The sequence below is a fragment of the Pseudomonas sp. IT-P12 genome, assembly GCF_949767465.1.
Taxonomy (GTDB): domain Bacteria; phylum Pseudomonadota; class Gammaproteobacteria; order Pseudomonadales; family Pseudomonadaceae; genus Aquipseudomonas.
The window spans coordinates 115,987-138,491 of the sequence record NZ_CATKPY010000011.1 but is presented as its reverse complement, the minus strand read 5'-3'; the positions used below and the strand labels follow the sequence as shown (position 1 = coordinate 138,491).

Here is a 22,505-nt window from a genome sequence, read left to right as displayed (position 1 = left end):
GCTTGCGAGATGAACCCTGCCGCGCGCCCTGAACTCACCCCGTTTGCGGAGACTTACCGCTGATGAAACCCACCGAATCTTCTGCCATCAGGTTTGTGAACAGCGTCGCTCGGCTCAGCGCCTGGGTCGGGGGTGTCGCACTGATGGGCACTGCGTTGATGATCGGCGTCGACCTGATCCTGCGCAAAACCATCGGCGTATCCATGGGCGGTGCCGATGAAATAGCCGGGTACGTTCTGGCCATTGTCAGCACCTGGGCCTTTCCCATCGCCCTGTTGAAACGCTCCCACATCCGCGTCGATATCCTCTACTCGCGCCTGTCGCTGAAAAGCAGAGCCTGGCTGGACCTGCTGGCCCTGGGCGGTATGGCCCTGTTCGTCGGCACCTTGCTGTTCCACGCATCCGGCGTGCTGGGGAACACCCTCAAGTTCCACTCAACCTCGACCACCCCGCTACAGGTCCCGTTGTGGCTGCCGCAATCCATCTGGCTGGCGGGCTACCTGTTCTTTGCCGTGACCATCGTGGTGCTGGCCTGCACCAGCCTCAGCCGTTTGCGTCGACAGCGATGGGCGTCGATCAGCGGTCTGATCGGCATCAATTCCGTCGAAGAAGATATCCAGGAAGAAATCCACCGTCCCGTGCCGGGGCTCACGCCTTCCCCTGCCAATGGAGAACACTGAATGCTGGTCTTTACCCTCTTCACACTGCTCTTCCTGCTGGGCTTGAGCGTGGCCGCAGCGGTCAGTGTCGGCCTGCTGGGCATGTCGTTGTCGGAGCTGTTTTCGACGCTGCCCCTGAGCAACGCCATGGGCGAAATTGCCTGGAGTACCAGTGCCGAGTTCCTGCTGGTGGCCATTCCGCTTTACATCCTGATGGGCGAGTTGCTGGTGTGCTCAGGCGTTGCCGGGCGCATGTATGGCGCGGTCTCCAAGTGGCTTTCGTGGCTGCCGGGGGGCCTGATGAACGCGAACATCGGCGCCTCGGCATTGTTTTCGGCAACCAGTGGCTCCAGCGTGGCAACCGCCGCCACCATCTCGACCCTGGCCCTGCCGGAGCAGGAGCGAAAAGGCTACCCGGCGCCGCTGTTCCTCGGTTCGGTTGCCGCTGGCGGCACGCTTGGCATCTTGATTCCGCCGTCGATCAACATGATTCTATTCGCACTGATCGCCAACCTGTCGGTGCCCAAGCTCTACTTGGCCGCGACCATTCCGGGGATTCTGCTGAGCTTGATGTTCATGGCGATGATCGTCATCGCCTGCCTGTTCCGACCGGAACTGGGCGGCAAAAAGGAACACGCCACCTGGGCTGAACGGCGGGAGAGCATCGCTGACCTGTTACCCCCTTTGGCCATTTTCGTGCTGGTGGTCGGCGCTATCTACAGCGGCTTCGCGACCGCCAGTGAGTCGGCGGCGCTAGGGGTGATCGCAGCGTTTTCTCTGGGGCTGTGGCGACGTGCCTTCACCTGGCAAAGCCTGAGACAAGCCTTTGAATCCACGTTGCGCACCACCGGGATGATCCTGTTCATCACCCTGTCGGCGTTCTTCCTCAATTTCGTGCTGTCGTCCATCGGGCTGACCTCAACCCTGGTCAGTTTCGTGACCGACCTCAACATGTCGCCGATGGGCACGCTGCTGGCCATCATCCTGTTCTACATCATCCTCGGCTGCTTCATGGATACGCTGGCCATGTTGATCACCACGGCACCGCTGGTGGTGCCGGTCATCGTGGCGCTGGGTTTCGATCCACTGTGGTTCGGCGTGATCCTCATCATTCTTTGCGAAATGGGTCAGATCACTCCGCCGTTCGGCATGAACCTGTTCGTGGTGCAGAGCATCCGTAACAAGGGCAACTTCCTCGACGTGGTGTACGGCGCGCTGCCATTTTGTGTCGTATTGCTGCTTTTGATCGCCCTGCTGATCGCGTTTCCGCAAATTGCGCTCTGGCTGCCGAGTGTTGCCTGAGGATGGCTGAACACCGTCAGGTCCCGATGGCCAGCCAAGGCAGGCTCGTCATCGGTCCCTTCCCTTCACGGATGCGACGCAGAACACGCCAGCGCTTTTCGAACTGGATGCCGGTCGAATGACTGGAGCCTCAATGCCCGACGACCACCTGGCCGTGCCTTCGCTCCCCTCGCGGAAAACCGTGCACATGCGCTCGGGAGGCAATGGCCAGGCTGACCAACAGCAGCAACATCAACACCCAGGGGAAGGAACCTGCGCCCCACTGGTCGAGCAGTACACCGCCCATCAGGCCACCCGCGGCGATAGCGCTGTTCCACACCACCACATTCATCGAGAGCGCCACATCCGCGCCCTCTCCGGCAGCATCAGCCAGCGCAGTTTGCAGAAGGGTCGCGGCCCCGCCGAAGGTCAGCCCCCAGATCAAGACACCGGCATAAATGGCGGCCGCAGAACCTGAGAAAAAGCCGAAAAAAATCGAAACGGCGGCAAAGGTGGCGAGGCTGGCAAGCACCGACGTGCGCAGATGCCGATCGACCAGGCGGCCCGTTATCCAGATCCCCGCCAACGCCGCCACGCCGAACACCAGCAGCACCAGGTCGACGTCACCGGCCAGCCCGGCCGTGGCAACGAAAGGCGCAATGTAGGTGTAAAGGATGTTGTGTGCCAGCATCCAGGTCACCACCACGCCCAACACCGAACGCACGCCCGGGGTGAACAGCACCTGACGCAAGACCTTGCGCTGTGAGGATGACTGTCCCGGATAATCAGGCACCTTGATCAAGACCCAGGCGATCAGGAGCAGGGTCAAACCGGACATCACGCCAAAGGCCATGCGCCATCCCATGATCCCGCCCAGCCAGGTGCCGAGCGGCACACCGAGCGACAAGGCTACAGGGGTTCCGACCATCGCTACCGCCAGCGCCCGGCCCTGCAATGATGGGCTGACCATGCGTCGGGCATAGCCTGCAATCAGGCTCCAGGCCAGGCCTGCAGAAACACCGGCGAAGAACCGGGCAACCAGCGTCAGCCAATAGTTCGAGGACAACGCGGTGAAGGAGTTGAACACCAGGAAGCCGACAATCGTCAGCAGCAAGACCCTGCGGCGCCGCCAGGTCTGCGTGGCAATGGTCAGCGGAATCGCGGCCAACAACGAACCCAATGCATAGACTGTCACCATCTGTCCTGCCAGTGACGGCGAGATGCCCAGACCGGTACCGATCCCGGGCAGCAAACCTGCGGGCAATGTCTCCGTGACGATGCAGATGAATCCTGTCATCGCCAGCGCCAGCAATGCCCCGAGTGGCAGCCTTTCCCCTTGCTGTTTTACCTCAGTCATCCGAACCTCCAATTAATATATCGATCGGTACAAATATAGGAGCCAGACACCAGCTGGTCAACAACTTATGTATCGATTAGTATTTATGTAGTGGAGAGGAGGTTTTCATGGCACAGATGGGACGTCCGCGCACGTTTGACCGTGACGTGGCAATCACTCAGGCAATGCATTTGTTCTGGGAGCACGGCTATGACGCCACCTCGCTCAGCCAGCTCAAGGCCCATATCGGCGGTGGCATTACCGCCCCCAGCTTTTATGCTGCCTTCGGCTCCAAGCAAGCCCTGTTCGGCGAGGTGATGGAGCGCTACCTGAGCACCCATGGCAGGGTGACGGAAAGCCTGTTCGACACTGCCCTGCCGCCCAGGGAGGCCATCGAACTCACCCTGCGGCGCTCAGCACAAATGCAGTGCGAAGAGGATCACCCAAAGGGCTGTCTGGTGGCCTTGGGGATGATGAGCAGTTGTTCGGACGAGAGCCGAGTCATCTCACAGCCACTTTCACAGGCAAGAGCCTTGAACCGCGCGGGGATGGTCGCCTGTATCGAGCGTGCAATGGCTTCGCAGGAACTGCCGGCAACGATCGAGCCACAAGCATTGGCCACGGTGTTCGACAGCTTTCTGCTGGGGCTTTCGCCCCTGGCGCGCGATGGCGTGCCGCATGCGACGCTCGATGCGGCGGTGACGCAGATCATGGGGGTCTGGGACAGCTTGCGAATCGATGAACGCATCGACCGGGGCGCTTCAGGCGAATAGTTGCCCTAGCCCTTGGCCGAGTTTTTACCTGTTTGCCTGCGCCCTTTGGCAGCGGCGGTTTTGTATTCGCCGCTGCCCTCTTCCAGCGCGCATTCGGCCAGCGCACTGCCACGAGCGCGGTAGGAATCCAAGGCTTTGTCGAGCGCCGGGCGAGGTGTTTTTTTATCGGTCGACTTTGCAGGGGCCGAGGCGAGAAAAGCACTTGGCTCCATCGCAAATCGCTCGGCCAGCGCGTACGCCATCTTGTGACTGATCGGGCGATCCCCACCGAGCACCTTGGAGACGGCGGTTTTATCGCCGATCTCGGGGAGGTCGGAGCCGGTGAGCCCGAGCGTCGACATGAGGTCCTTGATCAATTGCACAGGCGTGCACGTGGCCTCGAAAACAGCATTCGAATCGCGAAACTGCTCGGAGTCTCGCTGGTAAGCCAGCAATTCTTCCTCCAGCTCGACGAGAATCTTCTCCTCGACCTTGCTCAGCTCACGTCCGTCGGTAAGCTCGTCAAGCAGGCCGGTGGCTCGCTCGTAATCGGCGGGCGTCTTGATGCCGTGCACAAACTCACCGCGCAGGCGCTCCACGACCGCGTGCAATTCGCCGAGCGTGGCGATCATGCTTTGAAAATCGTCTCGGGTTGGGTTCATCGTTTTACCCCTTTGTTTCGCGCATACCAAACGTTGGCGACGTCGTACTCGGCATGCGTGTAGACGTGTTTGACGTAGAACTTCTGCCGGGTGTAGTTGACCCCGCCTATCACCCTGAGAGCGTTACCGCCGACGTCGATCACCACCCAGTTCATTGCAGCTCTCGGCTTGAACAGGTCGACGCCGTGGGCACCGAAGAGTCTTTGCAGGTCCGAGAACTGTCGCGGCCGCGCCACCTTCAGCAAGCGCAGGCAGCGATCAAGACCGGCCTTGTCGTTCGGGTACAGGATCCCGGCGTCGGCAAATCGTGATGGCGTGAGTATATCCATGGGCGTCCTTGTCTTGGGCCGATGCTACGCCAGTTGTGTTTTTTAACAACTGCTATTCGTCGGCAGCAATGGGTTGGGGTCATGCGGGTCAGCCTGCAAAACCCGTCCCTTCACAGTTTATCCGGGGCTGGCGGGCTGTCCTGCCTCCATCACTGCCAACCTGTATCCTGTTGTTTTTTTTACCAGGAACCCCTTCATCCACTCAGGGTTTGCGACCTGTCGCGGGTACGGGCGTCGCTGCGCTGAAACCCCGCAGGCGCCATTCGCAACGTGTTACGCCCCAGATCCTTGGCTTCGTACAGTGCCGCGTCCGCCCTGGCCAGCAGGCTGGCTGTGGTGTCTCTTTCCCCCGGCACGACGCAGCACACCCCGATGCTGATACGCAGCTCGATACGGGTCTCGCCATACCTTGCCGGCGAGTCCACCAGGGAAGCGCGCACGTCATCGAGCACCGCCACGGCGCCTTCGGGCCCCGTGTCGGGCAACAACAGCAGGAACTCCTCACCGCCATAACGACCGATACTGTCCGATTGACGAAGGCGCCGGGTGAGGTGGTTGACGCAATGACAAATCACTTCATCGCCCGCAAGATGGCCATGCACGTCGTTGATCTGCTTGAAATGGTCGATGTCGACCATCGCCACCGCCAGGAACGAACCCTCCCGGCGCGAGCGTTCCAGCTCCCTGGAGAACTGCTCGAGGATCGCCCGACGATTGAGAATGCCCGTCAGGACATCGCGCAGCGCCAGGCGCTGAAGCATTGACTCACTGCGCTCCTTGGACAACAGCACCAGGCCGAGAGAAATCATCATCGCGGTAAAGGTGCCGATGCTCACCGAGATGGTTTGCTTGAGGTTGCTGACGTCATAGCGCATCTCGGCCGCGCCGCCGCCAAGGATGGCCACGACCCGCATGCCCAGGCCGATCAGGCTGATGCTGGAGCCGATGATCAACAACATGCGCGCACGGCCCCGGGCGGGAATGAAGCAACACGTCCAATAGATGATCAAGGTGCATTGCACCATCAACACAAGCGTGGCGGCGAGCATGCGCGGTTCCAGGGTGTCGATCAGGCCGACCATCGACACCAGCATCAGCACCATCGGCGCGAACACCCGCCACCAGGGCACCGGCAACTCGACAATCCTGAACAGGCTGGCGCCATAAAAGGCCAGGGCCACCGAGAGCAAGGTGTTGGCAGCGCCATAGGTCAACCACAACGGCGCATGTCCATAGAGGGTGTAACCGACATAGGCCAACGCATGCGCCAACAAGCCCGAGCCGATGGTGAGCAAACCGTCGCGCCGATTGAACTGGCCGACCAGGATCAGACAAAACGCCATGATCGTCGCCACCAAAGCGACACAGGCAAACAGTGTGGGGGTATGGGCAATCATGGCGTCTCACTGGGCGCGGTCGAGAAACTCTGACCGCAAGTCTAGTTGAGCAGGGCCAATTCCGGGCTGTTGATTCGCCTGACCGCCCCAGGAGGTTTGCCCCGATCCCTCCCGGCACACTCCCCGCCCCTCGACGACCTGTCCTCTCCCTGCTTGAACCTATCAGACCCCAATCCCGATTCCCCGGTCAACCACGTGCCAGGTTGGCGCCGCTGACGGACTGCAAGACCTGGCATGCCGGCGTCCGGACAGTTTCCTGCCAGGAGGAAGCGCTCATGATCACAGCGTGACGAACAGAGCAGATGTCCACAGCCGGGAACGCCCTGGCACTCCAGGCCATCAACCTCTCAACACCGCTTTCAACAACGGGTCATTCAGATAAGCCACATTCAGCCGCGTCCACGGACTGATGCGCGACTGCTCGGGGGAGAAGATGTGCCCGGGGGCAATCATGAATCCCTTGGGCAGCAACTGGCGGGTCAGTTCCCTGGCATCATCGATGTGCGTGAACTTCGCCCACAGATACAGGCTCTGCTCCGGTCGAGAGAACACCTCTGCGCCTATCTCGTCCAGCACTTGCAAACCTGTAACGGTCGCGCTGCGCAGCCGCTCCTGCAACCGTACGAGATGGCGCAGGAAATGCCCCTCGCCAAGAATCACATCGACGGTGCGCTCGCAGAACTCCGAGGTGCTGGTGTGCAGCAGCATCTTCACATCGCCCAATTCGTCGATGACGTCCTTGCTTCCGGCGATGAAGCCCACCCTGAGCGCTGCCGAGACCGACTTGGAAAAACTGCCGACGTAGAGTGAGCGCTTCAACTGGTCCAACGCGGACACCTTGATGGCCGATGCCGATTTGAAATCGCCCAGCGCGTCGTCATCCACCAGGATGAACTGATGCGCTTCGGCCAGTTGAACCAGGCGATGTGCCTTGCCCGGAGAAATGTCAGAGCCGGTCGGGTTATGCCCCACCGACTGGATGAAAAACAGTTTGGGCTTGTGTTCGCGCAGCAAGCGCTCCAACACCTCGATGTCGGGGCCATCCGGCAGTCTCGGGACGGCGAGCATCCGCGCGCCCTGCAACTGCAACTTGCCAAAGAGCGGGTAATAGCCCGGGTCTTCCACCAGTACGCAATCGCCGAAGCCGATGAAGCGGCGGATGATCAAGTCGAGCGCGTGGTTGGCCCCATGGGTGGTGACGATCTGGCGTGGACTGGCGGTGATCGAATAGCTCGCCAGCTTCTGCGCCAAGTGTTGCCGCAAGCCGGCATTGCCCAGACGATTGCCGTAGCGAAACAGCGTTGTGACACCGGTGCGCATGATCTGGCGGGTGAATTTGTCCAGGCGCATGTCCATCAGCCAGTCCACGGGCGGAAACCCTTCGCCCAGCGGCGAGTGCCCCGGCTCGCGAACGAACTGCTGACGCATCAACCAGATCGTGTCCATCGCCCGCGCATAGGGGGGTGGCTCTTCCGGCTCGGGCTGGTTGCAGGCGCCTCGCTTGACGAAGAAACCCTGGCCATGCCGCGCCTCGACCAGCCCCTGGGACGCCAGCGCTTCGTACGCATTGATCACGGTATTTTTCGAATGCCCCAGCAAGCGCATGCATTCGCGCAACGAAGGCAAGCGGTCGCCTTCGCGGTAGGTACCGTTATCGATCTGCTCGACCAGTGTGGCCGTCAGTTGCTGGGCCAGCGTCAGGCGCACCATGGCTCATCGTCCCGAGTGATTTGAAGACAAGGGTACAGCTTGGGTACTGTCTGTCCAAACTGTACCTTCTTTGCAGGCACAGAGCGCATTAGGGTGACGCTATTCGAAAACAATAAACGTCACAGGATCACCCATGAGTATCGATTCGCGCCTCCCGAACTTCCGCAGCCTTTCCCCTGCCCAACGCCTTGAACACCTGCAGCAACTGCTCCAGCTACCCGGCGAAGACGTTGCCTTGCTGAGCGATGCCGGCGCCCTGCCGCTGGAAATCGCCGATGGCATGATCGAGAACGTGATCGGCACATTCGAACTGCCCTATGCGGTGGCAAGCAACTTCCAGATCAATGGCCGCGACGTGATCGTGCCGTTGGTGGTCGAGGAGCCTTCAGTGGTCGCCGCGGCCTCCTTCATGGCAAAACTGGCCCGCGATGCCGGCGGTTTCATGACGTCCAGCAGCCTGCCGCTGATGCGCGCCCAGGTGCAGATCGTCGATATTGCCGACCCTTACAACGCGCGCCTGAGCCTGATGCGCCGCAAGGAGGAAATCATCGAGCTGGCCAACCGCAAGGACCAGCTGCTCAACAAACTGGGAGGTGGTTGCCGGGACATCGAAGTCCACACCTTCGCCCAGAGCCCACGGGGACCGATGCTGGTCGCGCACCTGATCGTCGACGTTCGCGATGCCATGGGCGCCAACACGGTCAATACCATGGCCGAAGCCGTGGCGCCGCTGATGGAGGAAATCAGCGGTGGCAAGGTTCGCCTGCGAATCCTGTCCAACCTTGCCGACCTGCGCCTGGCACGTGCCCAGGTGCGCATTGCACCCGAACTGCTGAGCACCTCCGAGTACAAGGGCGAAGACGTGATCGAGGGCATCCTCGATGCCTACAATTTTGCCGTCGTCGACCCCTACCGCGCCGCGACCCACAACAAGGGCATCATGAACGGCATCGATCCGTTGATCGTCGCCACCGGCAACGACTGGCGCGCAGTGGAAGCCGGAGCGCATGCGTACGCCTGTCGCAATGGGCATTACGGCTCGCTGACCACCTGGGAAAAGGACGCTCAAGGCCACCTGGTCGGCACCCTGGAAATGCCCATGCCGGTCGGCTTGGTAGGCGGTGCCACGAAAACCCACCCGCTTGCCCAATTGTCGTTGCGCATACTGGGGGTGAAGACCGCGCAGGAGCTCGCCGAAATCGCCGTGGCCGTCGGCCTGGCGCAGAACCTCGGTGCGTTGCGCGCCTTGTCCACTGAAGGCATCCAGCGCGGACACATGGCGCTGCACGCCCGCAACATCGCGCTGTCGGCGGGTGCGCGGGGCGACGAAGTGAACTGGCTGGTCAAGCAGATGGTTAAAGCCAGGGACGTGCGCTCCGATCATGCCGCCCAGCTGCTGAAGCAAAAGCGGGCGTTGTGATGACCCGGCTTGAGGACAGCGTCCGGCTGGTGGAGGTCGGCGCCCGGGATGGTTTGCAGAACGAACAACGCACCCTGCCGCCAGCGATCCGCGCACAATTACTGACCCGACTGGCAGACGCTGGCCTGCAGGCGCTGGAGGCCGGTGCGTTTGTTTCACCTCGCTGGGTGCCGCAGATGGCTGGCACCGACGAGGTGTTCAAGGCTCTGCCTGCCCGCCCCGATGTCACCTGGACGGCGCTGGTGCCCAACAGTCAAGGCCTGCAGGCGGCCCTCGATGCCGGGTGCCGCGAAGTCGCGGTGTTCGCCGCCGCCTCCGAAGCGTTTTCGCAGAAGAACATCAACTGCTCGATCGCCCAGAGCCTCAGTCGTTTTCAGGAGGTCATGGTACGGGCCCGTGAGGCCGGCGTGAGGGTGCGTGGCTATGTGTCCTGTGTCCTGGGCTGCCCGTTCACCGGCCAGGTCAACGTCCGCGACGTAGCCACCGTCAGTGCTGCACTGTATGGCATGGGCTGCTATGAAATCAGCCTCGGCGACACCCTTGGCACAGGCACGCCCTCCGCCACCCGGGCCTTGATCGAGGCCTGCGCCGAGGAGGTCCCGCTCAGCGCACTGGCGGGTCACTTCCACGACACCTACGGCATGGCCATCGCCAACATCTGTGCGGCGATGGACGCCGGGGTACGCGTGTTCGACAGCTCAGTGTCCGGATTGGGCGGATGCCCGTATTCTCCGGGCGCAACGGGCAACGTTGCCACCGAAGATGTGGTCTACCTGCTCGACGGCATGGGTGTCCGGCATGGGGTGAACCTTGATGCACTGATCGACATCGGCACCTGGATCGACGCGCAACTGGGCCGGGATACGGCGTCCAGCGTCGCCCGCGCAGTGCTCGCCAAACGTCGTTCGGGAGGCTGAACGAGCGTCTTGTCTCTTCACGTTCATAACAATAAAAGCCCGTAAGGGCGGTGGGAGAACTCTGTTGAAACCCGAACTGTATGAAGTCTGGGGTGACACCGTAGACGGTCGTCACCTGATCTGCTCCATCGCGATTGGCGCAACGGTCAGCCTGAGCGCCTTTTTCGCGGCCCAGGAACTGCTGTCCCATTGGGTTGCCTCGCCACAAATGGCCCGTGCCTACGCCATGCTGGTGGGCATCGTTGGCTGCCTGGCAGGCGGCGCCATCAGTGCTGCGTTGTTCAAACCCAAGCGCCACGTGGTCGAACAACAGGCCGATCCCGCCTGGCGTTCAGAAGTGCTGAAGGAACTGCAGAGCGAATTCGGTGATCTCGGTCGGCTGTCGGACCTGCCACCGGAAACACTGGCCGAACTGCGCGAAATGGACCTCTACGACCTGTTCGCAGAACACGAAAAAACCCTCGCGGCACCTGCCAGGGCCAGCGACATGGCAAGCGCAGCCGAGCGGCCCGCCGTGGCGATCAATGGGGGCAAGTCATGATGACCGTCCTGTTGGATCAAATCCTGATCGCCCTGGGCATGGGAATTCTGGGCGCCGTGATCTTCGCCGGGATCGGCCTGATTTCCGGCAGCGACGAAACCACCACCCTTGCCCCACTGACGTTGCTGGTGGTGTTGCTGGGGGTGCCCGCGCCCGGTGTCCTAACGTTTTTCCTCGCCGGAGCCGTCGCCAAGCACATGACCCACGCGGTGCCGACCGCACTGCTGGGCATCCCCGGCGACACCATGGCAACCCCGTTGATGCGCGAGGCCAACTTCCTGCGCAACCTTGGTGTGCCACACATTGCCCTGCGCAAGATGATTTCCGGTGCGGTGATCGCCGCGCTGATCGCGGTGCCCATGGCCGTCCTGTTTGCCGTGATGCTCGCGCCGTTTGGCGACATGATCAAACACGCGGCGCCCTGGGTGTTCCTCGCGGCCGCCGTCGCCATCGCCTGGTTCTCCAAGGGGCGTCTGGCAGCCGTCTTGGCCCTGGTGCCGTTCGTGATGGTCATCGTCGGCCTGCAGAGCATCACCGGTCAGTACGGGGTCAAGCTCAGCGTCAGCTACTTCCTCGGCATTGCCATCGGCCCCTTGATCGCAGCGCTGTTTTCGATGCTGGCGCCGGCCGAGCGGGCAAAGATGCAACGCCAGGAGGTTCGCAGCTTCTCCCTGTCACCCGACGTAAAGAGCTGGGGAGGCTTCTTTCCCAACCCGCTCAAGGTCCTGGATCGCAAGCAAAGCCTGTGGACGGCAGCCACCGCAGCGGTTTCCAGCGCCACCTTTGTCTTCAGTCCGGTCGCCATGACCGTGATCATGGGCGAAGTGGTCGGTGCTCGCGTCAAGCACGTCTACCTTCGCTTGACGACGGTGATCACCGCCCGCAACGGTGTGACCGAATCGACCTACATCGCCGAAGCCCTGATCCCGCTGATTGCCTTCGGCCTGCCATTGAGCCCGGTGGCTGCAGGCCCGGCAGCGCCGCTGTTCAACGCGCCGCCGCGCTTCACCGTCGACTCCGCCACCGGGCAAGTCCACAACCTGCATTCGCTGCTCAGCACTTGGGAGTTTTTCGGCTACGGCATGCTGGCGGTGGTGGTCGCGATCCTGGTGGCCTACCCCTTCACCATGAACTACGCACACCGAGCGGCTTCATACGTGACGCGCAAGATCAGCCATGAAGCCGTGATCGCCACGTTTGTCGGCCTGATCCTGGTGATCGGCATCTGGGAAGGCGGCTTGCTGGGCCTGCTGGTGATCATCACCGTCGGCCTGCTGGGTGGTTTCCTGTCACGTTTTCTGGGCTTCAACATCGGTGTGCAGTTCATGGGGTATTACACCGCCGTACTCACGGTGCCGGCATTGATTGCGCTGATGGGCGCTTGATGCTCCGCAAACATAACAACAACAGGCAGGTGATCACTGTGCAGAACAACATCCTCGTTTCCATGCTCTTCGTGCTGAGTGCCGCAACCACCCTTGCCCAGGCACAAGGCCCCATTCCTGCGCTCGCCTACGCCAGGGAAGGCCGGCAGTTGCAAGCCATTCCCGGTCCGGAACAGAACCTGCCCACCATCACCGCGCAACAGTGGTTCAAGGTGTCGGACAAGGGCCTGCAACTGGAGGGACCTTCGTTTGATCGCGACGGCAACCTGCTGTTCGTCGAGGTGTTCGGTGGTCAGGTGCTGAAACTCGACACCCAGAAAAAGCTCAGCGTCGTCGTCGAAAAAAACCCGCTGGGCTCCGCCGGCCTGGCCATCCACAAGGACGGACGCCTGTTTGTCGCGGGCCTGGGTAATTTCAAGGACACGGGCAACCTGACGGCCTACAACGCCGACGGCTCAGACCCGCAGGCGATCATCGCCGACGCCAGGAATTTCCTGGTGGATGACCTGGTTTTCGACAACACGGGCGGTTTCTATTTCACCGACTTCAAAGGCACCTCAACCGAGCCGACTGGCGGTGTTTACTACGTGGCGCCCGGCAGCACGGCCATCGTCCCGATCCTGCCCAAGCTGGCCATCGCCAACGGCATTGCCCTTTCCCCCGACGGCAAGACCCTGTGGGTCACCGAATTCGCAACGGGCCTGCTGCACCGCATCGAACTGAAGGATGCGCAGACGATCGCGCCGTTTGGCGAGGCCGTGGTCTATCGCTTCAATGGTCCCTCCCCCGACTCGATGCGCGTCGACGAAGACGGCAATCTCTACGTGGCCATGTACAGCCAGGGACGAGTGCTGGTGCTCAATCCCAACGGCCAGCCGATCGGACAGATCCTGATTCCCGGACGGGAGAACGGCCACTTCCTGCGGTCGACCAGCATGGCGCTCAAACCCGGAACCAACGAGGTGTATCTGGTGGCCAGCGACGGGGATCTGGGCGAAGGCAGCGCGATCTTCCGCGCACAGGGCTTTACCAAGGCGCTGAAGCTTTACTCACACCAATAGCTCGGTGCCTGCGCGCGCCCAAATCCCGCCCTGCAGAGCTGAGAAGGAGCGGATCGCGTCGACCTTGCCGACTCGATCCGTGCGTCTTATGCCAGCCCCAGGAAGGACAGGACCACCGCGATGACCACGACCAGACCGACGATGTAGATAATGCTGTTCATGTTCTTGCCTCTCTGTGTGAAGGGAATTGCACTGCAAAGGTGTGCGTGCCGGGCACTGAACCTTGGCTCGTATTGCAAGTGACAACAGCCGGGCGAAATAACTCCTTCGATTTCACCTGATAGGAATAGGCAAGGCTCGAAGAGGAACCGGCATGGGGCAGCGGTTGGCCGATCGCTACCATGGCCTCACACCTACCGACAGGAACTCGCCATGCCCCGTATCCAGACCCTTTTCATTACCGGCGTCAGCAGTGGCTTCGGCAACGCGCTGGCCCGTGAAGCGCTTGCTGCCGGTCACCGCGTCATCGGCACCGTACGCCGTGAAGCCGACTTGCAGGCCTTCCAGGCGCTGTCCCCGGATCACGCCCACGGCGTGATCCTGGATGTCACCGACTTCGAACGGATCGAAGGCGTTGTCGCCGATGTCGAAGCGACCCACGGCCCGGTCGACGTGCTGATCAACAATGCCGGCTACGGCCACGAAGGCATCCTCGAGGAGTCGCCACTGCAAGACATGCGTCGCCAGTTCGACGTCAACGTGTTCGGCGCGGTCGCGGTGATCAAGGCGTTCCTGCCCTTCTTCCGCAAGCGTCGCCAGGGCCGTATCCTCAATATCACGTCCATGGGCGGCACCATCACGATGCCGGGAATCGCCTACTACTGCGGCAGCAAGTTTGCGCTAGAGGGCATCTCCGATACGCTGAGCAAGGAACTGCAACCCTTCAACATCTTTGTCACTGCCGTGGCACCGGGTTCGTTTCGCACCGAGTGGGCCGGTCGTTCGATGCGGCGCACGCCGAGAAGCCTTGCGGACTACGACGCCAGTTTCGATCCGGTGCGCAAGGCGCGTGAGGAGAAAAGCGGCAAGCAACTCGGCAATCCACACAAGGCGGCGCAAGCGATGCTGCAGATCATCGCCAGCCCCAACCCACCGGCGCACTTGCTGCTGGGCAGTGACGCACTGGGCCTGGTGCGTGACAAACTGCAACGCGCCGCCATCGAGATCGATCAATGGGAAGCACTGACTCGCTCCACCGACAATTGAGCGCCCACCTGGACCCGGCCGACGCGAACAGCACACGCATGGTGCACCTGCTGGAAAGACTCGCGCCGGTCGAGGGTTACAACCTCAGTGCCCTGGAAGACGTGCGCTTTCTGCGCTCCAACCAGCCACTGACCCGAACGCCGGTGCTGTATGACCCCGGGATCGTCATCCTCTGCCAAGGGCGCAAGCGCGGCTACCTGGGCGACGATGTCTACGTGTACGACGCGCAGCACTATCTGGTGGTGTCCGTCCCCCTGCCCTTCACCATGGAAACCGACGCCAGCGAGGACGAGCCGATGCTCGCGATCTACATGCGCCTGGATTTCCAGATGGCCAGCGAGTTGATGCTGCAAGTGGATGAGGTGCACGGCCCCAGCGATGCCCCGCCCAAAGGCATGTACGCCTCGCCCATGGACCACTCGTTGCGCACTTCGACGCTGCGCTTTCTCGAGGCCATGAGCCTACCGGGCGAAGCGCAGATCCTGGGGCCGGCGCTGGTGCGGGAAATCTATTACCGCATCCTCATCGGCGAGCAAGGCGGCTCCATGCGCGCCGCGCTCAATCGCCAGGGGCACTTCGGCAAGGTGACGCGGGCGATCCGCAAGATCCACAGCGGCTACCAGCAGCACCTGGATGTCGAGCAACTGGCCCGGGAAGCGAGCATGAGCGTGCCCAACTTCCATCTGCACTTTCGCAGCGTGACGGACACTTCACCCATGCAGTACCTGAAGTCGACACGCTTGCATCAGGCGCGCTTGTTGATGCTGCGTCAGTCCATGACCGCCTCTGCCGCCGCCTTCAACGTCGGCTACGAAAGTGCCTCGCAATTCAGTCGCGAGTTCAAGCGCTTCTTTGGCCGAACACCACAGGCAGAGATTGAATGGATGAGAGCCACCTATGCGCTGCCGGCACCGGCAACGCCTTCGATGTATGTGTCTTCGCACTAGTGGCGTGCGTGGCAGGAGGGCCGGATCTGCCGTGAGTCACCGACGATGCTCCCGAGCTTCAACCGACCCTTTGTCACCCCAACAGCGCCCTGCCGAAATCTTCCGGCGTGGGGCTTTCCTGCCACTGGGGAACATCCTCCGGCAACACCAGCCAGGCCTGCTTGCGCCGGACCCAGATATGCGCCCGGGGTGTCCACTGATCGGCCCCGTCCAATACGCCTGCGCGCACCACCCGCATGCCCGGTGCCGCTGTGGTTTCATTGAACAGCCGGGTAAAACACGCGCCGCAGGCGTACTGGGTGGAGGCCTGCCCGGCGTGTTCATGCACGTGGGTGCTGGCTGTGCCCGTTATCTGCACGGCCGATGCCGCGCACAGCATGTGCAGGCCGAACGCACTGCCGCTCCAGCGTTGGCAGTTCAGGCAGTGGCAGGCATATAACGGCGGAAGGCTTTGAGCGATGATCTCAAGCTTGAGTTGCCCGCATCGGCACTGACCGGTGAAGCGCATGGTGTGACTCCTTATAATGACGTCCCAGGAAAACAGGGGCGCATGATCCCCGTTCAATCGCCCAGGTAAAAGCGTAAAAATGGAACAACTGTTGGTCAGAAATGTATGAGCGGTCTCGAATGGGAAAACCAGCGGGTGTTTCTCGCCGTGCTGCGTTCAGGCAGCCTGAGCGGGGCCGCGAAGCTCCTTGGCATCGCACAGGCCACGGCCCGACGACGGCTGGAGGCGCTGGAGCGCTCGCTGGACGTGAGTCTTTTCACAAGGACCCCGGCCGGCCTGACACCCACCGATCCGGCACGTCGACTGATCCAGCATGTCGAGGCGATGGCCATCGCCGCGCAAGCGTTCAACCGCATGGCCAGCGCCGAAACGGATGTGGAACACGGAACCGTCAGGATCACCTGCGGCGACTTGCTGGGCGTCGAGGTATTGCCCGGCCTGCTGCGCGACTTCCACCATCGCCATCCGGGGTTGAAGCTCGAACTGAGCATCAACGACCCGCTGGAAGACATCGCCCGGCAACAGTCGGACATCGCCGTGCGTTTGGTCCGCCCCACCGAAGCCGATATCGTCACCAGGCGCGTCGGCGCCCTGCGTGTCGGTCTTTACGCCAGCGCCGAGTGCCTGGCGCGGCATGGCCGGCCGGACAGCCTGGAAGCCGTGCGCCGTGGCCCGCTGATCGGCCCCGACCGGCGCTCGGCGGACTTGCGCCGACTCGTGGAGGCAGGTTTGTGCGAAGCCCACCAGCCTTTTGCGATTGCCACCGACAACCACCTCGCTCAACTCGCCGCACTCAAGGCCGGGCTGGGATTTGGTCTGTGTCCATCGAGCATTGCACGTGCCCATGGCCTGATCGGGATCCTGCCGGACAGCTTTGGCTTCGAGATTGATGTCTGGCTGGCGATGCATAACGACCTGCGCAGGATCAGGCGTATCGCCAAGACCTTCGAAGTACTGAGCCAGGCGCTGCACGAATACCTGTAATGGCTCGACCGACGCAGGTCGAAGGCCGCACAGGCCGTGAACTGCACTACTCACCGTGCCCTTTTCAGGCAGGCTGCACGAAGGCGATATGCCTTCAATCACGTAACCTTTTGATCCGGCAAGATAATTTTTCTGCCCCTGGTTGGCACGAGCTATGCGGAGGCTTAAGGGATCGCACAGAGCCGTGAGACAACGGCCTGTATTCACCCCCGTGACAGCAGAGGCCACACCCATGAACGCCATCGACCTACTGAAAGCCGACCACGAAAAAGTAAAAGGGATTCTGACCCAACTGAGCGAATCGACGGATCGGGCGCTGAAAAAACGTTCCGACCTGTTGGGCAAGCTGGAAATGGAAATCTCGATCCACACCCGCCTGGAAGAAGAGATTCTCTACCCGGCCTTCAAGGAAGCCGGTGGTAAAGAACAGGACGTCATGTACTTCGAAGCCAAGGAGGAACACCGTACCGTGGACTCCCTGGTGTTGCCTGACCTGAAGCAGACCGACCCTGGAACGCCGGAGTTTGCCGGTCGCGTGAAGGTGGTCAAGGAACTGCTGGAACACCACATCGAAGAGGAGGAAACGGAGATGTTTCCTCAAGCGAAGAAGCTCCTGGGCAAGGCCAAGCTTGACGAACTGGGGCAGCAGATGGAAAAGATGAAAGCGGATCACATGAAAAAGATCGCAGCCGGCAAACTGGCGGCGTGATGTTTTGATGTATCGGGCCCGGCAAATGCCGGGCTTTTTTTTGACCGCCAATCTGGGCAGGTCAGTTGCAGCGGTGGGAGCTTTGTCGAGTCTGCGTTCAACCAGTCACAGCTCCTGCAAAGTGCGGGGTCTCGCTAAAAACTCGATCGGCCGCTCGATGAGGCATTTGAGCAAACCGTTTGGACAAAAGGACACCGGGCGTGGTCAGAGCCATTGATCGTCCCGCTGAATCCTTTGGTCCTGCCGATCGATGCCACCCTGTCGGGATGAAACACACTGGAGGCCCGCGATTTGTCCAGTTCAACCCGAGCGTCAAGTGACCGGTGGCGATCATTCGCGGCCGATACGCTGGCATTGATTGTGTTCTTTACCGCCACGGGCATTCTCAACGAACGGTTCATTGCGGGGATGACCTGGGAACAGGTGCTGGATGCACGGCTTCTGGGCGCCGGGCTGATGGTTGTGTCGGGTCGCCCCTATGGTCTTTGGCGAGACTGGGTCATGCGCTTTTCCGGGCCCCGTCGAGGCTCGCGGATCGCCTGGGACGCTTTGGCGCTGGTGAGCTTCCAGGTGCCCATCTATGCCGCCATCCTGGCGATATCCGGTGCTGACAGTGACGCGTTGTTGCGCGGTTCGTTGGGCGTGACCGTCATCATGCTGGCGCTGGGAAGGCCCTACGGGGCGTTCCTGAACCTCGTCAGGCGTCGCTTCGGTCTGCCGGACGGCGGAGACAAGCCCATGTCGCTGAACGTGCAGAACCACTGATACGAGCTCATCATTGACTGCGTCAATAACAACCATTAATTCAATGAAGTTTTCATATTTCTATTGCGGCGTAACATCAGCTCCATACCCACTCAGCACAACACGGAGCACACCACCATGAAACGCCAAACCATCCTCGGCATCGCCTTCTCGATCTTCGCACTGAACGCTTTTGCCGCGACCGAAACCGACCCACTGTTCAGCGATGCGGTAGCCGCGACTGAGACCGACCGTCTGTTCAGCGACGCCGTTGCAGCGACCGAAACCGACCGTCTGTTCAGCGATGCCGTTGCCGCCACTGAAACTGACCGCCTGTTCAGCGATGCCGTAGCTGCCACTGAAACCGACCCTCTGTTCAGCGATGCCGTCGCTGCCACTGAGACCGACTCGCTGTTCAGTGATGCCGTTGCCGAAGGTGGTTCAGACCGTCTGATCGAACGCCGTGTTGCCTGAATGCAGGGTTTCACCGCAGGACTCGACAAGAAGCCTGGCCTTGCCCGCCGGGCTTTTTTACGTCTGCACCCTGTGCAGGAGCGGGCTTGCTCGCGAAAAATCTCCGGACAGCTCTCGCGAGCAAGCTCGCGCAAACACAAAAATGCCCGGCTGATCGACCGGGCATTTTCGTGTTTGCTGCAGGCGTTATCCGCCGACGTCAGTGCGGCGCGCGAGGGATGGTTTTCAGCAGGTCTTCCGGGCTGATGTGACCGACGATGGGCTCCGCGACGCTGCCCGGCAATGGCAGGCCGAGGATGTGCCCCTTCATCTTGCCGATGACGTGCATTTCGCAAGGCTTGCAGTCGAACTTCAGGGTCAACACCTCGTTGCCATGTACCAGTTGCATCGGCGCGACCTTGGTGCGAACCCCGGTGACGCCCTTGGCTTGCTTGGGACAAAGGTTGAAGGAGAAGCGCAGGCAGTGCTTGGTGATCATCACCGGCACTTCCCCGGTTTCCTCGTGGGCCTCGAACGCGGCGTCGATCAGCTTGACCCCGTGACGATGGTAGAAATCCCGGGCCTTTTGGTTGTAGACGTTGGCCAGGAACGACAGGTGCGATTCCGGATACACCGGCGGCGGACTGGTCTCGGCCTTGCGACTGCCCCGCGGGTGGGCGGCCACACGCGCCGCAGTCAAGGCGTCGATCATTTCGCGGCGAAGGGCCTTGAGTTGCGAGTTGGGGATGAAGAACGCCTGCGGCGCATCGAGCCTGATGTCCGTGGCGTGATACTCGGTGGTGCCGAGCTGACCGAGCAGGTCACGCAGTTGCTCCAGCGCCTGCTCCGGCTTGTTGGCCAGGCCGAACGGGCCGTCCAGCGCCACACTGGCGCTGATGCCCTCCTCGCTCGTGGCGGTCAGTTGCAGGCGTTGTTCATCCAGTTGCGCCAGCCAGCTCAAGCCGATGCGCCGCTCGGCGGAGGTCTTGAGCAATGCCTGCTGCCAGTTGTGGTCGAGGTTGCGACTCAGTGGATGGTTGGGCCGCAGCTTGTGCATCCCGTCCGGCATCTCGTTGGGTTCGACGCGATAGCGATAGCGCTTCTCGCCCTCCTCCTCGAACTCGCCCCTGGGCTCGGCGATGTTGGCGCGGAAACCCACCACCTCACGCTTGACCAGCACATTGAGGCCGTCGCCGTTGGACAGAGGCTCAGTGGTCACCACCTGCATGTCGCGCTTGCCGACCTTCTCCACCACGCCCACCGGCAAACCGGTGAAGGTCGGTGAGTCGAAGGCGCCGATGTCGATCTTGCGCTCGCTGACGAAGTAATCGGTGCTGCCACGGTGGAAGGTCTTTTCCGGGTCGGGCACGAAGAAGTGCGCGGTACGACCGCTGGAGGCACGGGCCAGGTCCGGGCGATCCTCGAGCACGGCGTCCAGGCGCTGACGGTAATAGGCGGTGATGTTTTTCACATAGCCCATGTCCTTGTAGCGCCCCTCGATCTTGAACGAGCGCACGCCGGCTTCGACCAGGGCGCGGATGTTGGCGCTCTGGTTATTGTCTTTCATCGACAGCAGGTGTTTTTCGTAGGCGATCACACCCCCCTTTTCGTCTTTAAGGGTGTACGGCAGACGACAGGCCTGGGAACAGTCGCCACGGTTGGCACTGCGGCCCGTCTGCGCGTGGGAGATGTTGCACTGGCCGGAGAACGCCACGCACAACGCGCCGTGGATGAAAAACTCGATGGCGGCATCGGTTTCATCGGCAATCGCGCGGATCTCTTTGAGGTTCAGTTCACGGGCCAGCACCAGCTGCGAGAAACCGGCCTGATCGAGGAACTTCGCCCGCTCCAGGGTGCGGATGTCCGTCTGGGTGCTGGCGTGCAGCTCGATGGGCGGAATATCCAGCTCCATCACCCCCAGGTCCTGGACGATCAGCGCATCCACCCCGGCATCGTACAGTTGATGAATCAACTGGCGCGCCGGCTCCAGCTCGTTGTCGTGCAGGATCGTGTTGATGGTGGTGAACACCCGGGCATGGTAGCGACGGGCGAATTCCACCAACCCGGCGATTTCACTCACCTCGTTGCAGGCGTTGTGGCGGGCGCCGAAGCTCGGGCCGCCGATATAGATCGCGTCAGCGCCATGCAGGATGGCTTCGCGGGCGATGCTCACGTCACGGGCGGGGCTGAGCAGTTCCAAGTGGTGCTTGGGCAAGGACATATGTTTTTATCTGGTTTGGCACGGTTGAGCTGCGCATTGTACCGGCCAAATGCCTGATCGGCACCGGGGCGCGACCGAATGCAGTCAAACGGGCACTTGCTTCGGTGAGATCTCGTGCCGGCGGGAACCTGAGAGTGCAGCCGGATTGACGTCACCAGCACAGGAACGACAAGGAAACGACATGCAGTATCGAACGGGTACGGACGCTTTTCTGCACGGCATTCGAACGCTCATGCCATTGACCCCCGGAGTGATTCCTTTCGGGCTGGTGACCGGCGTGATGGCCATCGAAATGGGCATGTCGCCCGGTACGGCGATGGGCATGACGATGCTGTTTTACTCGGGGTCTGCGCAGATGGTTGCACTGCAGCTGCTGCACAACGGTGTCTTGCCGGTGGCCATCGTGGTCACTGCCTTGATCATCAACTTGCGCTTCATCATGTACAGCGCGTCACTGGCCCCTCACCTGCATCACTTGCCTCGTCGCTGGACATGGCCCCTGTCCTACCTGCTCTCCGATCAGTCGTTCGCGCTCTACAGCCTGAGGTTTTCAGCGGGGCAACCCGATCGCTTCGGGCATTACTTCTATGCCGGCACCGCCATTGGCATGTGGCTAGCCTGGCAGCTCTCCGTTCTGGCCGGGGTCTTTCTGGGCGCCAGCATCCCGGAGTCGTGGTCCCTGAGCTTTGCCATCCCCCTGTCTTTCCTGGCGCTTCTCGTCCCCAACCTGCGCAGTGCCGCGAGCCTGGGAGCCGCAGCGGCTGGCGGGTTGATCGCGGTGTTGGCAATCGATATGCCCTACAACCTCGGGTTGGTCATGGCTTCGACAGGTGGCGTTCTTGCCGGGCTATTGATCGAGAGGTTTCGTCGAAGCACTGTGAACACGATGGACGCTGACGATGCCGAACGGGAGACACCATGAGCGACCTGGCGTTGTGGGGACTGTTTGTGGCAGTCGGCGTGGGTACATTCGTGATGCGCCTTTCGTTCGTCGAACTCTATGGTCGATGGCGAATTCCCGAAGTGCTCGATCGAGCCCTGCGCTACGTACCGGCAAGTGTGCTGGCGGCGTTGGTGCTTCCGGCGGTGGTGTATCCCAACGGGCACAGTGAATTCGTGCTCGGTAACCCGCAGATCCCCGCCGCTGTGGTCGCTGCCTGGGTCGCCTGGAAGACCCGGAATACAATCCTGACACTGGCGGTGGGGATGGGCGCGCTTTGGGCGTTCAAGTTCATGGGATCATGAAGCGCTGGCCTTCGTGGCTGGCCGGTTGAATCCACAAC

At 61.5% G+C, this 22,505-nt stretch carries 23 protein-coding genes; 16 read left to right on the top strand and 7 right to left on the bottom strand.

Annotated elements, in window-relative coordinates:
• Positions 1-62 precede the first annotated feature (62 nt).
• On the top strand, positions 63-680 hold the full coding sequence (locus ACM6IM_RS03880) for a TRAP transporter small permease subunit (RefSeq protein WP_414864236.1): 618 nt from the start codon (positions 63-65) through the stop codon (positions 678-680).
• A complete protein-coding gene (locus tag ACM6IM_RS03875; protein ID WP_414864235.1) occupies positions 681-1,961 on the top strand; it encodes a TRAP transporter large permease in 1,281 nt (426 codons plus the stop codon).
• Between the two features lie 130 nt (positions 1,962-2,091).
• Here ACM6IM_RS03875 and ACM6IM_RS03870 read toward each other — a convergent pair whose 3' ends face one another.
• The gene (locus tag ACM6IM_RS03870; protein WP_414864234.1) at positions 2,092-3,297 is read right to left on the bottom strand and encodes an MFS transporter; all 1,206 of its coding nucleotides are present in this window, start codon (positions 3,295-3,297) and stop codon (positions 2,092-2,094) included.
• A 107-nt stretch (positions 3,298-3,404) separates the two neighbouring features.
• On the opposite strand from ACM6IM_RS03870, the gene ACM6IM_RS03865 reads away from it, so the two are divergent.
• Positions 3,405-4,049 carry a TetR/AcrR family transcriptional regulator gene (locus ACM6IM_RS03865; protein WP_414864233.1) on the top strand — a complete coding sequence of 215 codons (645 nt, stop codon included), beginning with the start codon at positions 3,405-3,407 and terminating at the stop codon, positions 4,047-4,049.
• 5 nt (positions 4,050-4,054) lie between these two features.
• On the opposite strand, the gene ACM6IM_RS03860 is transcribed toward ACM6IM_RS03865, so the two are convergent.
• The 4 genes from ACM6IM_RS03860 to ACM6IM_RS03845 all read right to left on the bottom strand — a co-directional run bounded on the left by ACM6IM_RS03860 (position 4,055) and on the right by ACM6IM_RS03845 (position 8,126).
• Positions 4,055-4,690 carry a helix-turn-helix domain-containing protein gene (locus ACM6IM_RS03860; protein ID WP_414864232.1) on the bottom strand — a complete coding sequence of 212 codons (636 nt, stop codon included), beginning with the start codon at positions 4,688-4,690 and terminating at the stop codon, positions 4,055-4,057.
• The gene (locus ACM6IM_RS03855; RefSeq protein ID WP_201190150.1) at positions 4,687-5,019 is read right to left on the bottom strand and encodes a type II toxin-antitoxin system HigB family toxin; all 333 of its coding nucleotides are present in this window, start codon (positions 5,017-5,019) and stop codon (positions 4,687-4,689) included. The genes ACM6IM_RS03860 and ACM6IM_RS03855 overlap by 4 nt, the downstream gene beginning before the upstream one ends.
• Before the next feature lie 194 nt (positions 5,020-5,213).
• Positions 5,214-6,416, bottom strand: coding sequence for a GGDEF domain-containing protein (locus ACM6IM_RS03850; RefSeq protein WP_414864231.1), 1,203 nt, complete (start codon positions 6,414-6,416; stop codon positions 5,214-5,216).
• Positions 6,417-6,755: 339 nt separating this feature from the next.
• Positions 6,756-8,126 carry a PLP-dependent aminotransferase family protein gene (locus tag ACM6IM_RS03845; protein WP_414864230.1) on the bottom strand — a complete coding sequence of 457 codons (1,371 nt, stop codon included), beginning with the start codon at positions 8,124-8,126 and terminating at the stop codon, positions 6,756-6,758.
• Positions 8,127-8,259: 133 nt separating this feature from the next.
• Between ACM6IM_RS03845 and ACM6IM_RS03840 the strand changes: the two genes are divergently transcribed.
• The 7 genes from ACM6IM_RS03840 (at position 8,260) to ACM6IM_RS03810 (ending at position 15,603) form a co-directional block, all read left to right on the top strand.
• On the top strand, positions 8,260-9,546 hold the full coding sequence (locus ACM6IM_RS03840; protein WP_414864229.1) for a hydroxymethylglutaryl-CoA reductase, degradative: 1,287 nt from the start codon (positions 8,260-8,262) through the stop codon (positions 9,544-9,546).
• Positions 9,546-10,463 carry a hydroxymethylglutaryl-CoA lyase gene (locus ACM6IM_RS03835; protein WP_414864228.1) on the top strand — a complete coding sequence of 306 codons (918 nt, stop codon included), beginning with the start codon at positions 9,546-9,548 and terminating at the stop codon, positions 10,461-10,463. Before ACM6IM_RS03840 ends, ACM6IM_RS03835 begins: the two co-directional genes overlap by 1 nt.
• Before the next feature lie 64 nt (positions 10,464-10,527).
• On the top strand, positions 10,528-11,004 hold the full coding sequence (locus tag ACM6IM_RS03830) for a hypothetical protein (protein ID WP_371048240.1): 477 nt from the start codon (positions 10,528-10,530) through the stop codon (positions 11,002-11,004).
• Positions 11,001-12,389, top strand: coding sequence for a tripartite tricarboxylate transporter permease (locus ACM6IM_RS03825; protein ID WP_414864227.1), 1,389 nt, complete (start codon positions 11,001-11,003; stop codon positions 12,387-12,389). Before ACM6IM_RS03830 ends, ACM6IM_RS03825 begins: the two co-directional genes overlap by 4 nt.
• Positions 12,389-13,450 carry an SMP-30/gluconolactonase/LRE family protein gene (locus ACM6IM_RS03820; protein ID WP_414864226.1) on the top strand — a complete coding sequence of 354 codons (1,062 nt, stop codon included), beginning with the start codon at positions 12,389-12,391 and terminating at the stop codon, positions 13,448-13,450. Before ACM6IM_RS03825 ends, ACM6IM_RS03820 begins: the two co-directional genes overlap by 1 nt.
• Positions 13,451-13,822: 372 nt before the next feature.
• On the top strand, positions 13,823-14,656 hold the full coding sequence (locus ACM6IM_RS03815; protein ID WP_414864225.1) for an oxidoreductase: 834 nt from the start codon (positions 13,823-13,825) through the stop codon (positions 14,654-14,656).
• Positions 14,657-14,694: 38 nt separating this feature from the next.
• Entirely contained in the window at positions 14,695-15,603 is a 909-nt protein-coding gene (locus ACM6IM_RS03810) for an AraC family transcriptional regulator N-terminal domain-containing protein (RefSeq protein WP_414864827.1), read from the top strand.
• Positions 15,604-15,676: 73 nt separating this feature from the next.
• Here ACM6IM_RS03810 and ACM6IM_RS03805 read toward each other — a convergent pair whose 3' ends face one another.
• A complete protein-coding gene (locus ACM6IM_RS03805; RefSeq protein ID WP_414864224.1) occupies positions 15,677-16,111 on the bottom strand; it encodes a GFA family protein in 435 nt (144 codons plus the stop codon).
• Positions 16,112-16,216: 105 nt separating this feature from the next.
• Here ACM6IM_RS03805 and ACM6IM_RS03800 point away from each other — a divergent pair, with 105 nt between their 5' ends.
• From ACM6IM_RS03800 to ACM6IM_RS03785, 4 genes are all read left to right on the top strand, one after another.
• Positions 16,217-17,095 (top strand): LysR family transcriptional regulator, encoded by an 879-nt coding sequence (locus ACM6IM_RS03800; protein ID WP_414864223.1) that lies wholly within the window; start codon positions 16,217-16,219, stop codon positions 17,093-17,095.
• Between the two features lie 232 nt (positions 17,096-17,327).
• On the top strand, positions 17,328-17,804 hold the full coding sequence (locus ACM6IM_RS03795; RefSeq protein WP_414864222.1) for a hemerythrin domain-containing protein: 477 nt from the start codon (positions 17,328-17,330) through the stop codon (positions 17,802-17,804).
• A gap of 291 nt (positions 17,805-18,095) precedes the next feature.
• Entirely contained in the window at positions 18,096-18,569 is a 474-nt protein-coding gene (gene alaE / locus ACM6IM_RS03790; RefSeq protein ID WP_414864221.1) for an L-alanine exporter AlaE, read from the top strand.
• A gap of 117 nt (positions 18,570-18,686) precedes the next feature.
• Complete coding sequence (locus ACM6IM_RS03785; RefSeq protein WP_201190176.1) at positions 18,687-19,022, top strand: hypothetical protein; 336 nt, start codon at positions 18,687-18,689, stop codon at positions 19,020-19,022.
• Between the two features lie 199 nt (positions 19,023-19,221).
• Here ACM6IM_RS03785 and ACM6IM_RS03780 read toward each other — a convergent pair whose 3' ends face one another.
• Positions 19,222-21,222, bottom strand: a complete 2,001-nt coding sequence (locus ACM6IM_RS03780) for a peptidase U32 family protein (RefSeq protein ID WP_414864220.1) — start codon at positions 21,220-21,222, stop codon at positions 19,222-19,224.
• Positions 21,223-21,403: 181 nt separating this feature from the next.
• Between ACM6IM_RS03780 and ACM6IM_RS03775 the strand changes: the two genes are divergently transcribed.
• A complete protein-coding gene (locus ACM6IM_RS03775) occupies positions 21,404-22,144 on the top strand; it encodes an AzlC family ABC transporter permease (protein ID WP_201190180.1) in 741 nt (246 codons plus the stop codon).
• Positions 22,141-22,467: an AzlD domain-containing protein gene (locus ACM6IM_RS03770; RefSeq protein WP_414864219.1), complete on the top strand. Its 327-nt coding sequence runs from the start codon at positions 22,141-22,143 to the stop codon at positions 22,465-22,467. Before ACM6IM_RS03775 ends, ACM6IM_RS03770 begins: the two co-directional genes overlap by 4 nt.
• Positions 22,468-22,505: the final 38 nt, after the last annotated feature.

What these genes read in the sequence shown, in the direction of transcription:
- ACM6IM_RS03880 (WP_414864236.1), top strand. Translation starts at nt 63, where the DNA reads ATGAAACCCACCGAATCTTCTGCCATCAGGTTTGTGAACAGCGTCGCT.
- ACM6IM_RS03875 (WP_414864235.1), top strand. Translation starts at nt 681, where the DNA reads ATGCTGGTCTTTACCCTCTTCACACTGCTCTTCCTGCTGGGCTTGAGC.
- ACM6IM_RS03870 (WP_414864234.1), bottom strand. Translation starts at nt 3,297, where the DNA reads ATGACTGAGGTAAAACAGCAAGGGGAAAGGCTGCCACTCGGGGCATTG.
- ACM6IM_RS03865 (WP_414864233.1), top strand. Translation starts at nt 3,405, where the DNA reads ATGGCACAGATGGGACGTCCGCGCACGTTTGACCGTGACGTGGCAATC.
- ACM6IM_RS03860 (WP_414864232.1), bottom strand. Translation starts at nt 4,690, where the DNA reads ATGAACCCAACCCGAGACGATTTTCAAAGCATGATCGCCACGCTCGGC.
- ACM6IM_RS03855 (WP_201190150.1), bottom strand. Translation starts at nt 5,019, where the DNA reads ATGGATATACTCACGCCATCACGATTTGCCGACGCCGGGATCCTGTAC.
- ACM6IM_RS03850 (WP_414864231.1), bottom strand. Translation starts at nt 6,416, where the DNA reads ATGATTGCCCATACCCCCACACTGTTTGCCTGTGTCGCTTTGGTGGCG.
- ACM6IM_RS03845 (WP_414864230.1), bottom strand. Translation starts at nt 8,126, where the DNA reads ATGGTGCGCCTGACGCTGGCCCAGCAACTGACGGCCACACTGGTCGAG.
- ACM6IM_RS03840 (WP_414864229.1), top strand. Translation starts at nt 8,260, where the DNA reads ATGAGTATCGATTCGCGCCTCCCGAACTTCCGCAGCCTTTCCCCTGCC.
- ACM6IM_RS03835 (WP_414864228.1), top strand. Translation starts at nt 9,546, where the DNA reads ATGACCCGGCTTGAGGACAGCGTCCGGCTGGTGGAGGTCGGCGCCCGG.
- ACM6IM_RS03825 (WP_414864227.1), top strand. Translation starts at nt 11,001, where the DNA reads ATGATGACCGTCCTGTTGGATCAAATCCTGATCGCCCTGGGCATGGGA.
- ACM6IM_RS03820 (WP_414864226.1), top strand. Translation starts at nt 12,389, where the DNA reads ATGCTCCGCAAACATAACAACAACAGGCAGGTGATCACTGTGCAGAAC.
- ACM6IM_RS03815 (WP_414864225.1), top strand. Translation starts at nt 13,823, where the DNA reads ATGCCCCGTATCCAGACCCTTTTCATTACCGGCGTCAGCAGTGGCTTC.
- ACM6IM_RS03810 (WP_414864827.1), top strand. Translation starts at nt 14,695, where the DNA reads ATGGTGCACCTGCTGGAAAGACTCGCGCCGGTCGAGGGTTACAACCTC.
- ACM6IM_RS03805 (WP_414864224.1), bottom strand. Translation starts at nt 16,111, where the DNA reads ATGCGCTTCACCGGTCAGTGCCGATGCGGGCAACTCAAGCTTGAGATC.
- ACM6IM_RS03800 (WP_414864223.1), top strand. Translation starts at nt 16,217, where the DNA reads ATGAGCGGTCTCGAATGGGAAAACCAGCGGGTGTTTCTCGCCGTGCTG.
- ACM6IM_RS03795 (WP_414864222.1), top strand. Translation starts at nt 17,328, where the DNA reads ATGAACGCCATCGACCTACTGAAAGCCGACCACGAAAAAGTAAAAGGG.
- ACM6IM_RS03785 (WP_201190176.1), top strand. Translation starts at nt 18,687, where the DNA reads ATGAAACGCCAAACCATCCTCGGCATCGCCTTCTCGATCTTCGCACTG.
- ACM6IM_RS03780 (WP_414864220.1), bottom strand. Translation starts at nt 21,222, where the DNA reads ATGTCCTTGCCCAAGCACCACTTGGAACTGCTCAGCCCCGCCCGTGAC.
- ACM6IM_RS03775 (WP_201190180.1), top strand. Translation starts at nt 21,404, where the DNA reads ATGCAGTATCGAACGGGTACGGACGCTTTTCTGCACGGCATTCGAACG.
- ACM6IM_RS03770 (WP_414864219.1), top strand. Translation starts at nt 22,141, where the DNA reads ATGAGCGACCTGGCGTTGTGGGGACTGTTTGTGGCAGTCGGCGTGGGT.